We start from the raw sequence: 13,186 nt of genomic DNA on the forward strand, positions 1-13,186 counted from the left end.
TTCTGTTTCCTCCTGTGTGTTTTTCAACTTGCGAGGAGGAAATGGAAATGCCCGGTTTTCGTTCCAGTTTTTTCGCGCGAAGACTTAGTCCGGCAGGATCACCGTCGCCTAGAAAAGGGCGTCGGCAAAAAGATCATCGTCATCAGACGCCGATGACTGGCTATTCGAGACGGCCGATGCGCTGGAAGATGAATTCGAAACATGAGACGGCAGGAAGCGCGCGTGAATGTCCCGCTCCTGCGACATCGTGTAAAGCTTGTAGACGCGGTGGCTAAAGCCTTCGATCTTGTCCGAGAACCGGGAAACGTCTGCCTCGAAACCTTCCGAGAGCTGCGCTGCAATCTGGCAGCATTCATTGAAGGTGGAGCCGAGCTCGCTTTCGAAATCAAGCGTGACGACCGCGGCGCTGATACGGCTGAAAACCGCCTGCCCTTCTTGCGCCAGCGCTTCCACGCCGGAGTCCATCTGTGACTTGGCGTGGCGGATGGTCTGCAAAGCCTCATTCAGAGGCGATGCCATATCCGTCGTTACTCCGCCTTTTGCGAGCTGCGCCGTGGCTGTCTCAACCTTTTCCAGCTCTTCCACGATCGCATCTGCGGGCGTTTCAAGCTTGGCTGCAAAGATGCGCATCTCACCGCTGACAACGTTGACAGACCGCCCTGCATCGCCAAGCTTGGAACAGCGCAGGTTGGAGTTCAGCGCCATATAGTGAATGTCGATTTTGATGGACCGCAAGATCTCGATGCCGCGCGACAGTTCCTTGGCGCTATTGGTGACGGACATGACGACATCGTCTGCATCAGCGCTGCTGCCCTGGACGCGACCGACAAGATTGGTGGCGTCGACAATGCCCTTCTCCATCAGAGCCAGAATGTTGCTGTCACCGTTGCGGGTCTTGTCGATCAGCTCGTCACGTAAAGACAAAATCCGGGCAGCATCATCCGCGAAGCTGGAAATGCTGGCAAAAATCTTGGAGCAATCCCGGTGAAAATCAGCGGCGGTCTCATCCATCTGGGCACCTGCAAGCTGCAGGACGGCTTCCTGCAGAACCGCAAGCTCCGCTGCGTCAAGCGCTTTACCTTCACTGGAAGAGGCGAATTCCTCAAGCATCTCTAGCGTGCTTTGAATGTGCTCGATACGCTGACGCGTAATGTCGCCAATCTGCAGCGAGGACAGGACAGATCCAATTTTGCCCTGGACCGTCTGTGCAATCTTTTTGGCCTGTGCCGCGATATCGGCCATTTCGCGATGCTGCTTTTCGATCAGCCCTGAATTCTCATTGAGGCTTTCGATGATCTGCGGAATGGTCGAATGGAAATCGGAAAGCGTGTCTGTTGAAAAGGACCGCGCCTTTATCAACTGTTGATGCATTTCTTCGAGATTTTTGGCAAAGCGACCGACTTCGTCCGAACCGGATTGTATACGTTCGCGGATTTCATCAGCAAATCCGGCAAATTCCGTAAGGCCAGCACCGGTGATCTTAACCGTGACAGCGAAGGTCTTCAGATATCTGATCGTCTCATGGATCTCATCAATATGTTCTCCGGTCAGAGAACACATATCGGCAAGATTGTTGAACGCCGCCTGGCGTTCTTCTTCCGTTTTTGGCAACTGGGCCAGATCGTTGATGGTCTGACGCAGGCCTTCAAGCGTGTCGCGGGCCATCTTTCCGTCGATCGTTCCCGTCATCCCGTCGAGAATGCCGATAAGATTGCCGAGAATGTCCATCACCGAGACAAGAACCGCTCCGCCATCAAGAAATTTCTTCTCGATTTTCGCGTGCGCGGCAGAAAGCTTGGCACTGAATTCGGCCTGCCGATCGATCTTGAAGGTCTCTTTTTGCCGCAGCATGGTATTCATCGTCGTTTTCCGATCTTGTGTTGTGCGGAAAAGCTAGACGGATTTATAAAACGACAGGTAAATCTAAGTTCGCGTCAAAGCTGAAATCCGAAACAGAGTTAATATTTCTTACAAGACGATAGTTAACGATACACCCACGCTGCGTGGCTACTTTATGCCCTCAGTTTTTCCATCGATCTCCACTGCCTTGCATTGCTTCTTTGTTGAAGAATCGTGAAGCAGCTTCAGTCCGGTTTCTCACATTCATCTTCTTGTAGATATTACGGACATGAACCTTCACGGTATTTTCGGAAAGATGCAGCCGGTCGGCTATGATCTTATTCTGCGTTCCCTTGCAGAGCAGGTCGAGTATCTGCACCTCCCTCGTCGTCAAAGCGCAGAACTCATTGTTGCGGGCCGCCAACGCATCCGCACGATTGGCAACGATCGATGGTGTATCCTGCACGGTGCGGCTTGATATTTCCGGCCCAGAGGTGAGTTTCCCCAGCAAAGCCGATGGGAAGTGCTCACCGCCTTTTATCAGAAGGTCGACCGCCGCCATGAAGACATCAAGCCGCAGATTGAGTGGAAGAACGCCGTCTATGATGCGCGTGCCCACCAGTTGCTTGAGGTATCCTTCGATCATCTCTATCGCATCGATCACCAGGGCGATCTGTGCATCGGGGTGCTTGGTGCGAACCTCCGTCAGCATTCGTTCCAGCTGTGTTCCCGAGAGCTTGTAGATGAGAACAAGCTTGACATCTCCAATGGGTATGTCCGGCAAAGGCGCCGAAAAAGGCGAGGACATGACGTTGCAGGCGGGAAACTTCTTGGCTAATGCCTCGACGAGACATTCGGAAAAAAGATCCGCATTGGCAACGACAATGATCTTCCCGCCAACCCCCAATGCACTGTTGCTGCTCTTTCCGTCTAGTACGCGTGATGCGACCATGAACATATACGCCTCCCTCGAGCGTTACGCAGATACTGTGTTCTTTCACAAGCGCGCCGAGAGTGTGGAATACCTTGCTGAATGAGCGTTTCCACTTCTCCGAGCTAAGCTATTATGCGTTAGTTATTTATTAATCATAAGAACTAATACAAAAAAACACTAAAATAAATTGCCCAAACGGATTAGTGAATCGGAAGCAACATATCCGGACGAATATGACGCATGGATTTACTCGCTTTTTCTGGCAAAACGCAAATAAAGATGGGTTTTTATACATCCATCGATTTTGCTTGTGACGACGTAGACTAACTAGGGTTGAGTTTTATTCTGAAAATTTTCGCGGTTTCTGAATACCTCATTGCATTTTTTAACCCGCCAGGTTGACGTTTGTCGGGTCTGAACGGGAAACCTTCAACCAACGTGCAACAACCTACGCAATTTAATTAGCATCCCCGATGCACGCAGCCGCATCCCTCTCTGCTTAATCCCATTTAGCAACTGGAAACCTTTCCGCATCTCGGACACATTCAGCGCCGTTGCAACTGACAGCAACCGGTTCGACCCGATCATCCCTTGTGTTTGCGTCCGGATGGCAGGCCGAAAACAACGTACTCAAACAGACAGACCTGACACTCTGCAGTCTTGCCGACTGCGGAACTGGATATGCGCATGTTCGTAACCGCGTCTTGTGCATCTCCCAAAAAACCACGGCCTGACAAGCGGGCCGCTCACCGCAGACGAAATGTTGGAAGTACGTCTGCATTGGATGAACACTCGGAGTAAGCGCGAATAAAATCCCGTTTGAGATGAGAGGGATTTCGAAAGCTGCTCCGAACTTTCTCGGAGGGAATTGAAATGGGAAATTATCCACAGCCAGCTGGCGACGACATCACCAAGATCGGCGCACTTTCCGAAGGCTTTGCCAACACATCCACCAATGACAGTGACGTGGACGACAGCAATGTCGGCGTTGGCAACGGCGGCAACCGCGACAACACCTACACGGACAACAGCCAGAGCCTCGACGTCGACGCCAAGATCCAGGTCGCGACCGACAATGGCGACAATCGCGACAACAGCTACGACTGGGACTACGACAGCAAGACCAATACCTACAGCGACAACGATACGAATTCGAACAACAAGACGACCAACATCAACGACGCCGACACCAATGTGAAGACCGACTACGACTGGAGCTATGACAGCAAGTCCTATAGCGACAACGACACGACCGTCATCACGCACACAGACACGGACACCAAGACGTCCAGCTATTCGAGTGCCGATACCGACACCAAGACGACGACGGACAGCTTCAACGAAAGCTTCTCGAAGTCTGATGATGATTTCGCCACCATCGAAGACGTCAAGGACATCGGCAATCTTGGCGTTGCGGGCGGTGACATCGCGTTCAATCTTGGCGATGACTTCTCCTTCTCGCTCAATGTCGACAACATCCTCAACAACTCGCTGAACGGCGATGGAAACGACTCGGCATTCAGCCTTGTGCAGGCCAGCCACCTTGCTGACCAGGACTCGGCCTACAACGTGCAGATGAACAACCAGGACGCCATGAACGACCTGACTACCACCGGCGGCACAGCGCACGGCGCCGAAGGTATGGACATGGACGGCAAGGGTTGGGATCTCAAGGCCGGCGATGATGCTGCAGGCAGCAGCAACGCAAACGCTTCCTCGATCCTGGCAAACTCCGGCTACCATCTGGAACTGGTACAGGGTGCAAACCTTCTTACCAACTCCTTCGAAGGCAGCGTCATCGGGGGCAACTCGGACAGTGTAGGCGAAGACGCGGGCTCCTGAGCCCCTACTCTCTGGATGGCAAGAACTGCACCGGCTGGCGCCGGTGCAGTTTCCGGTTTGGACAGCCGGCAATCCCCGCGGATGACAACACCCCCTTACGCCAGACCGGCGCACACGGTGATGGCATTGTCGCTCCGGGGCTGAAGAGGAGGGACACAGCATGTATACCGACAAGATTTCCGACATGATCGCCCATTTCATCGGCTTTTTCGACATGGAAATCGATGAAGCACGCATGAGGGCGCACTACATGCAAGGTACTGGCCTGCGTCCAGATGCGGTGCTTCCGCCGTCTGACGATGTCGCGGCCGGTTTTCTAATCGATGACACAAAGCTCCAGGATTTCGATCCGGGCGTGAAATATCGCGCTGGCGATTTCGATTTCATGGGCGGCCGCGCCCGACACGCAATGTCCTTCGATGACGCGATGCGCATGCTCTCGCGCAATGGCGATCAGGACCTTGTCGGCAGCCATTACCAGATGCCTGGCCAGCTCGACGAACTGGAAGAGCAGCCCAGGCTCGTCGTTTACACGGGGCCGGGCTCCGTCATCGCGCACGTCTCCCAGATGACACTGCTTGAAGACGATGACGATCTCAACATGACCGATACGCCTCGCGCCCCACGCGACACGACATTCGTGACAGAACGGACGATGGAATTTTACGATGATGCGGGTCGCTTTACGCCTTTCGCAGACCATCACCGCACCGACACCTATGAAGGATTGCAGGCCATTGCGAAGGATGCGCACGACTTCATTACCCATGCCAGAGACAATCATGTCTCCTCCATGGACACAGGCGCAGACCAGGACGTCGTCATCGCCGACCATTCCCTGACCGGAACCTATGTCAACGGACAGCTGGTGGATGAGCTGCCTGACGTCGACGATTACATGCCTGATCGCGGCCTTGCCAAACCGGCAGCGGAGCCTGAAGAAAGCGACACACCGCAGCACAGCGAGGCCGAAGCGGGAAACAGCTTGGAAGTGGAGGCCGGGGCCAATGTCGTCGCCAATATCGTGTCGGTGGTGAATACGGGTGTCATGACCCCGGTCCTTGCCGTGATGGGCGACTACCATCAGATCGACGCCATCACCCAGTCATATGTTTACAGCGACAATGACGACATAGACGCATCTTTCACCCAGGAAAATCATGCGCAGACCGTCGCGAACAATATTGCAGACTTCCAGCGCACCGATCTCGGCGCGGATTCCGACACAAGCGAGACAGAAAGCGCTGAAGGCGAACCGATCTTCCCGACAGCATGGCGCGTGAGCTATGTCGAGGGAGATGTCTCCTTCGTCCACTGGATCGAGCAATATCATTTCGTATCCGACAACGACACCATCACCGTGACCACTTCCGGTGTCGACATAAGTGTTCTGACCGGCGGCAACGCGGCAATAGATCTCATAAGTTTCCTCGGCATCGGTCTTCAATATGACCTCGTGATTGTTGGCGGCAACGTCCTCGACATGAATATGATCGCGCAGATAGCGATCCTCTATGACAATGACACGGTACGGGCACTGTCCGGCGCCGCGGAAGGCGCAACGGTCCAGTCGAGCAACAACCTGCTGTGGAACGAGGCGACCATCCACAATGTCGGCGCCAATGATCGTTTCGAGGACATGCCGGACTATATGGTCGAGACGGCAAAGGCGATCAACGAGCGAGACCCGAACATGCCGGACGGGCTGGCGACCGATGCCAATTTCGCCGGTTATGCCGGACTGAACGTCCTCTATATCAGCGGCAATCTCTATGACGTCACCTATGTCAAACAGGTCAGCGTGCTGGGCGACTCCGACGATGTGACACAGGCTGCGGCCAAGTTACTCGCCGACAATGAGGGCGCTTCCATCAGTATCGACACCGGAAGCAATGCCGTTATCAACATCGCCCAGATCACCGACTACGACAGTTTCGGCGGCTCGACCTATGTCGGTGGGCAACTCTATTCGGACGCGGTGCTGATACAGGGCGGACTTATCGACAACGAAGGGACGCCGCGGCAAACGGCAGCCCTGGCCAATGAAGTCATCGCCTTTCTGCACGACGATAGCGCAACAGATCAACCTGCAGAGACCGTCATCAATGCGGGGCACGACCTTTCCTGGTCGCAGGCCCATCCCGTCGATGTCATGCAAACAGCTGTCGCCTGACAGGCTCTGGGGGACTGAAACATGGATCATATCTCAAGAAACAAGATCGAGAACGGGCGCATTCTCGACCTTTCCGGCAAACGGGAAGGTGATGTCGAAAGCGACCTGACCGACGCCTGCATCGCAGCGATCAACGAAGCAGTCGATAATCTGCGCCAGCTTTCAGCAGCGACGGCAAAGCACGAAGCAGGAGATGAACCGAAAGCCTCTGCTGCCGAGACGACGCCCGCCGTCAGTGAACCGACGATGCGCGACGCACCCGCCGAAAAAATCGATCTCAAATCCAGCCCGGATCTGCCCTTCATCAAAACCATTGAAAACGACAATGGGCCGATCCGCGAAAACGAACGAAGGCCGACCACCGGTGGGGGCGGCAACGGCAAGGAACCCGATCTCGGCGGTGGAGGTGGCGGTGGCGGCGGTGGAAACAGGCACGGCTTTCACAAACGCAGCGAACCGGTAAATTTTGCAGCCAGTCTGGCAAAGGGCATCGCCGCTGTTCGGCGCAACATGGTCATCGTCATGTTGTTTACGATCGCCATCAATATTCTGCTGCTCGCGATCCCCCTTTATCTCTTCCAGATTTCCGACCGCGTTTTGACCAGCCGGTCCATGGACACGCTTGTCATGCTGACCATTGCCGTCATAGGCGCGGTTTTGTTGCAGGCCTTCATGGATTCCATCCGTCGCTTCATTCTGATGCGGACAGCGGTGGAGCTGGAGGTACAACTCGGCGCACCCATTCTCAGCGCTGCTGCACGGGCATCCCTGCACGGCAGCGGCAAGGATTACCAGACACTGCAGGACCTGCAGCAGCTTCGCTCATTCCTGACCTCGGGAACGCTGATCGCGTTCCTCGACGCGCCGCTGATGCCTTTGTTCGTGCTGGTCGTCTATCTCGTCCATCCGCATCTGGGCATCATCATCATGGCGTGCTGCGCGGTGCTCTTCATCATTGCGTGGTTGAACCAGAAGTTTACCGCAAAGCACTTCGCGGAAGCCAATGGCTTCGTCAGCCGCGCAAATTTTCACCTCGACTCCATGTCGCGCAATTCGCAGATCATCAATGCACTCGCCATGATACCGGAAGCCGTAAAGATGTGGGGGCGAGAAACCGCAGGCTCGCTACGCTCCCATGTTTCGGCACAGGACCGTAACATCATGTTCTCTGGCGTTTCCAAAGCCTGCCGCATGATTACCCAGATCGCCCTTCTGGGATGGGGAGCGCATCTTTCGCTCGCCGGAGAACTGACGGGCGGGATGGTGATTGCGGCCTCCATTGTCTCGGGCCGAGCGCTTGCGCCAATCGAGGGCGCTATCGAAGGCTGGCATCAGTTCAACAAATCCGCTTCTGCCTATGGCCGCATCAAGCAACTCCTCATCAATTCTCCCTTGAATTTCCCCCGTCTTCGGCTGCCCAATCCGGAAGGACGTCTGGATGTGGAGCGCATCCTCTTTGTGCCTCCTCCACAGAAAAAGGTGATCCTCAACGGTATCTCCTTCTCACTCAAGAAGGGCGAGTCTCTGGCTATCATCGGCAATTCGGGATCCGGCAAGACAACGCTTGGCAAGATGCTGGTCGGCTCCATTCTTCCCACATCGGGCAATGTCCGCCTGGACCTGATGGATTTGCGCAACTGGGACCAGCGGCAATTCGGGGAAAGCATCGGATATCTGCCACAGGATGTTCAGCTGTTTCCCGGCACCATCAAGGCCAATATCTGCCGGATGCGCGACGATGTCGAAGACCGCCAGATTTACGAAGCCGCTGTGCTGGCCGATGTGCATGAACTGATTGCAGGTTTTCCGCAGGGCTACGAAACCGTCGTGGCAGCTGACGGAGCACCGCTATCCGGCGGGCAAAAGCAGCGCATAGCGTTGGCCCGCGCATTCTTCGGCGACCCCAAATTCGTAGTGCTGGATGAGCCTAACTCCAACCTCGACACACAGGGTGAGCAAGCCCTTGCGAAAGCCCTGCTGCACGCCAAGACTCAAGGCATCACCACCGTAACGATTACCCAGCGCCCTGCCCTCCTTCAGTGCGTCGACAAGATCATGATTTTGAAAGACGGATCGGTCGCGATGTTCGGCGAGCGGATGGAGGTCTTGAAGGCCCTTTCCGGCAATCGCGGTCCCCAGAACGGCCAATCTTCGCAGATAGAGGGATAAGGCAATGATTTTCGGTAGCAAAAAGAAACAGCCCGAAACCGGTCAGCTGGAGTGGTACAGCGATGTGCCCCGCTCCATCCGCACCTATAGCCTGACGGGGCTCACCGTTCTCTTCGCCTCCTTCGGTGGATTTGGTTACTGGGCCGGAACAGCGCCGCTGGCCTCGGCCATCATCGCCCAGGGCAGCTTCGTGGCGACAGGAAACAACAAGATCGTCCAGCATCTGGAAGGCGGCATCATCAAGGAAATGATGGTCAGCGAAGGTGAGGTCGTAAAAGAGGGCGATGTTCTTGTGGTGCTCGACAAGACGGCAGCGCTTTCCAATCAACGGATGATCAATCTCAAGCGACTTCGGCTTGAAACCATCGTTTCACGTTTGCGGGCAGAGGCGCAGGGCGAAAAGACGTTCAAGGTGCCTGAAATCGTGATGGCGGAAGCCAGCGACCCTGATGTCAACGCCATCATCCAGAGCCAGAATGTCGTGTTCCACAGCAAGCAGATCAAGCTTGAGGAACAGCTCAATCTCGTCGAAAAGAATATCAAGTCGCTCGGTTTCCGCTTCACCGGTTACCAGGGGCAGAAAGCATCCTTCGAACGCCAGCAATCACTGCTGGAGCAGGAACGCAACTCCAAGGCCAAGCTTGCGCAGGACGGGGTGATCCGCAAGACGGACATGCTGGCGCTTGAACGCGCCATCGCCGACGCAATGGGCGATATTTCGCGTCTGGACGGCGAAATGAACCAGAGCGAAGCCGAAATTGCAAAGTTCCGCCAGGAAGCGATCATTGCCATCAATTCCAGCAAGCAGGCCGCGCTGGACGCCCTGGAAACGGCTGAAGCCGATCTGGACGGTGTGCGGCAGCAATTGCGCGAAGCATCGCAGGTGCTGGAGCGAACGGTTATCCGCTCGCCCGTCAACGGCACCGTTATTCGCTCCTATTATCATACGGCAGGCGGGGTCATCACGACTGGCAAACCCATCATGGAAATTCTGCCCGCCCATGTTCCACTGATACTGGAAGCTCAAGTACTCAAGACATCCATCGACCAGTTGCATGAGGGGCAGACCGCAGCCATCCGCCTCTCCGCATTGGACCGGCGCACGACCCCGGTGCTGGAGGGCAAGGTGTTCTATGTCTCGGCAGACAGTATCGAGGAAAATGCCGGGATGCAGGTCAAGGATGTCTACATTGTCCGGGTCCAGATTTCGGATGCGGAAATTGCAAAGGTTCACGGCTTTCATCCTGTTCCCGGAATGCCCGCCGATGTGCTGATCCAGACATCCGAGCGCACCTTCTTCGAGTATCTGACCAAGCCGATTGCAGACAGCATGTCGCGCGCCTTCAAGGAGCGTTGACGGACACGTAAGGCCGTCTCCGCCCGATTGGCGTGAGGATCAGAAAAGCTTATGGTCTTTAGGTCCGGCATAGTATGATGACGTCAGGCTTTGGGTGGAGGATCGAATGGCAGCCATGTCTGACGTCTTGTTGCTGGTTGGCCGTCTGAACTATGTCTGGACGAATACGGAAAGCCTTCTCATCTACATCATCGCCCATCTTTTAAGGGTAGAGAAAGAAGCCGCCGTCATCGTCTTTCTTACGTTGAACACCACCCGCGCGCGCATTGATCTGGTGGAGCGTCTGGCGAAGCTTCGCTCGACGCCTACGGCTGATCGCAAGACGATACTCGGCACCATGGCGCGCCTTAAAAAACAGTCCAGAATGCGCAACAAATACAATCACTGCATTTATGCCTTCGATGAAAATGGCGACATTTCCAGCACCCAGTTGATGCGGCTGGTGGAAGACGACAAGCGGGTGCGTTACGGCAAGGTCGAGCCCGTAGATGCTGCCGAAATATCGATGCTCGAACAATCCATCGCTGAAATCGCTGATATCAGCAAGGACATGTGGATCTTCATCAAGGAAAGCAAATACGTTTCTGGCGCGTTATAGGACGGCGCGCCGGAACGTCAGGTTAAAGCGGGCACGACCTGTCTTTTCGTGGGTGCCTTCCTTCAAAGGCAATATTCCGTGGTAAAACAGCCGCGACGAGCCACCCCAGACCACGACATCGCCGTGAACAAGCGGGTATTTGCGCACCGCATCCTTACGGCTCAACCCGCCGAACTGGAAGGTTGCGGGCAGGCCCAGCGAAACCGACACGATGGGATTGCTGAAATCCTTCTCGTCCTTGTCCTGATGGAGCGACATTTTCGCGCCCGGCTCATAGCGGTTGATGAGGCAGGCATCCGGCTTGAAATCCGGATATCCGGCTTGTTTCGCCGCGCCGACCGCTAACGATACCATCACCTCCGGCATGGCTGGCCATGGCTGCCCGCTCAAGGGGTCGGTGTTCTGGTAGCGGTATCCCCGCCTGTCCGTTACCCAGCCGAATTGCCCGCAATTCGTCATACCGACAGACATCGTGAATCCACCGGGCGTTACCATGTGACGCAAGGGTGCGGCAGACATGACGGTGCCGATGTCAGTAAGCAGGTCATCGGCTTTGTCGAGCGCAAACCGGCGAAGCAACACCGCACCATCGGCCATCTCTTCGTTGGTGGTGTCGAGGCCACCAAAAAGGTCGTCCATCATGCCTGCAGCTCCAAGAAAGAGGAAAGTGATGAATGAATGAGCGGCCGATAACCCGCCTGCAAAGTGCGCAACACGGATGGTGGCGTCAGCAGGCCATCTACGAAAGGCAGCGTTGCGGTCCGCTCATATCCCTTGGCAGTCCAGCGAAAAGCCTGGCCTCGGGCAACGAGAAAGGCTGTGCCTGCCGCTGCAATCATCGTTCCGTCGGGCAGGTCATCCAAGGGAGACAGAAGCATGTTGACCCGCTTGCGGCGCGCCTGCAGCCGCTCCCTGTGCAAGACAGTATCAATATCCCCGGCACTCGGCAAAGGCACAGCGTTACCGGCAGCCCAGCAGGCACGAAAACGGTCTGCATCCGGCTTGCGGCAGAGGAAACATGGGCGATGTCCAGCGGCCAGTGCCGTTGCCTCGTCGAAGAAGAAAAGCTCCGTCCAGCTTCTCGTCGCCATCACTTCTCGACGCACATTCTTGTAATTGCAACTGCAGACAAGCCATGCCTTTGATGTCCAGCGTTTAGCCGTCAGCGTTCTGGTGTGAGGGTCATGAAGAATTCCACGATTGCCGGTGAACATGCCGCGCAATGGGAGGTCGAGAATATCGCCAAACGGATCAACACGGTTTTGCAGCGGCATTTTTCCTCCCAGCCCTGAACAGGTAACCAGAACACATGGGAATAAAGACGATTTTAGGGAAAGCGTCCGACATGGTCCATCGTAAATACCGCGTTAAGTACAATGCTCCATATCCTGTCAGCAGCCGTCGCCACGCCCTCAACATTCAAGGAGGTTCGCCCAAACGATGAACACGCTGGAAATGCGCCGTAAGTTGTTTTCTCGCGAAAGACCCGACATCATTTACGCGATCGGCGACGTGCATGGCTGCTACGATCTTCTCCTGCCGCTTCAAGAAAAGATCTTGAGCGACGCGGCCAATCATCACGGTTCCAAATGGATTGTGATGCTCGGTGACTATGTGGACCGCGGGCCAAAGTCCTGCGAGGTCATAAATGAGCTGATGACGCCAATGTCGGGGGATTTCGAGCGATTTTGCCTGGCCGGGAATCATGAGCAGATCATGCTCGATTTTCTCGATGAACCGCGCAACGATCACGTCTGGCTTCAATTTGGCGGTATCGAAACCCTGCAATCCTATGGCATCAGGCAGCTTCCCGAAGAGATGAAGGCGCGTAAAGCACTGCTTGCCGAAAAGATACCGGGCGAGCACATATCCTTCATGGCATCCCTGCCATCGCTGCTTGCGGTGCCCGGCTTCTGTTTCGTTCACGCAGGCGTCGTCAATGGCGTGCCGCTGCAGCGACAGGACGACCGGCATCTTCTCTGGATCCGCCCCAAGGAGCAGACCAGACCCGGAAGTGAAAACCTGTTTTTGACCGTGCACGGGCACACCCCGGTCCGTACCGTATCGTTGAGCGACAACAGGCTGAACGTCGACACAGGTGCCTTCATGACGGGGCGATTGTCTGCGGCGAAGATTACCCGAAGCGGCGAGATAACCGTTATGCACGCCGAGTAGATACAGCCTCACTTGCTCCGTGTCATACGGATCGCGAAATGAAACGTCGTACAAAACAAAACCACCGCCTGATAAACAGACGGTGGTTTCTTGTTCATA

Annotated in this window: 10 protein-coding genes; 6 read left to right on the top strand and 4 right to left on the bottom strand. The window is 55.3% G+C overall.

Going from position 1 to position 13,186, the window contains the following annotated elements:
* Positions 1–108 precede the first annotated feature (108 nt).
* The gene (locus QRN85_RS04500; protein ID WP_284757101.1) at positions 109–1,860 is read right to left on the bottom strand and encodes a methyl-accepting chemotaxis protein; all 1,752 of its coding nucleotides are present in this window, start codon (positions 1,858–1,860) and stop codon (positions 109–111) included.
* 160 nt (positions 1,861–2,020) lie between these two features.
* Positions 2,021–2,797: a helix-turn-helix domain-containing protein gene (locus QRN85_RS04505; RefSeq protein WP_502870746.1), complete on the bottom strand. Its 777-nt coding sequence runs from the start codon at positions 2,795–2,797 to the stop codon at positions 2,021–2,023.
* An 849-nt stretch (positions 2,798–3,646) separates the two neighbouring features.
* On the opposite strand from QRN85_RS04505, the gene QRN85_RS04510 reads away from it, so the two are divergent.
* The 5 genes from QRN85_RS04510 (at position 3,647) to QRN85_RS04530 (ending at position 10,912) form a co-directional block, all read left to right on the top strand.
* Entirely contained in the window at positions 3,647–4,615 is a 969-nt protein-coding gene (locus tag QRN85_RS04510; RefSeq protein ID WP_284757100.1) for a fibrinogen-binding protein, read from the top strand.
* A gap of 160 nt (positions 4,616–4,775) precedes the next feature.
* A complete protein-coding gene (locus QRN85_RS04515) occupies positions 4,776–6,788 on the top strand; it encodes a hypothetical protein (protein WP_284757099.1) in 2,013 nt (670 codons plus the stop codon).
* A gap of 21 nt (positions 6,789–6,809) precedes the next feature.
* Positions 6,810–8,957 (top strand): type I secretion system permease/ATPase, encoded by a 2,148-nt coding sequence (locus QRN85_RS04520; protein WP_284757098.1) that lies wholly within the window; start codon positions 6,810–6,812, stop codon positions 8,955–8,957.
* A gap of 4 nt (positions 8,958–8,961) precedes the next feature.
* The gene (locus QRN85_RS04525; protein ID WP_062588112.1) at positions 8,962–10,314 is read left to right on the top strand and encodes an HlyD family type I secretion periplasmic adaptor subunit; all 1,353 of its coding nucleotides are present in this window, start codon (positions 8,962–8,964) and stop codon (positions 10,312–10,314) included.
* 106 nt (positions 10,315–10,420) lie between these two features.
* Positions 10,421–10,912: a hypothetical protein gene (locus tag QRN85_RS04530; RefSeq protein WP_062588114.1), complete on the top strand. Its 492-nt coding sequence runs from the start codon at positions 10,421–10,423 to the stop codon at positions 10,910–10,912.
* Here the strand turns inward: QRN85_RS04530 and alkB are convergent.
* The gene (gene alkB, locus QRN85_RS04535) at positions 10,907–11,551 is read right to left on the bottom strand and encodes a DNA oxidative demethylase AlkB (RefSeq protein WP_284757246.1); all 645 of its coding nucleotides are present in this window, start codon (positions 11,549–11,551) and stop codon (positions 10,907–10,909) included. The genes QRN85_RS04530 and alkB overlap by 6 nt on opposite strands.
* The gene (locus tag QRN85_RS04540; protein WP_062588116.1) at positions 11,551–12,186 is read right to left on the bottom strand and encodes a hypothetical protein; all 636 of its coding nucleotides are present in this window, start codon (positions 12,184–12,186) and stop codon (positions 11,551–11,553) included. Before QRN85_RS04540 ends, alkB begins: the two co-directional genes overlap by 1 nt.
* A 166-nt stretch (positions 12,187–12,352) precedes the next feature.
* On the opposite strand from QRN85_RS04540, the gene QRN85_RS04545 reads away from it, so the two are divergent.
* Entirely contained in the window at positions 12,353–13,087 is a 735-nt protein-coding gene (locus QRN85_RS04545; RefSeq protein ID WP_284757097.1) for a metallophosphoesterase family protein, read from the top strand.
* Positions 13,088–13,186: the final 99 nt, after the last annotated feature.

The organism is Agrobacterium sp. fls2-241-TYG-188a (assembly GCF_030209845.1).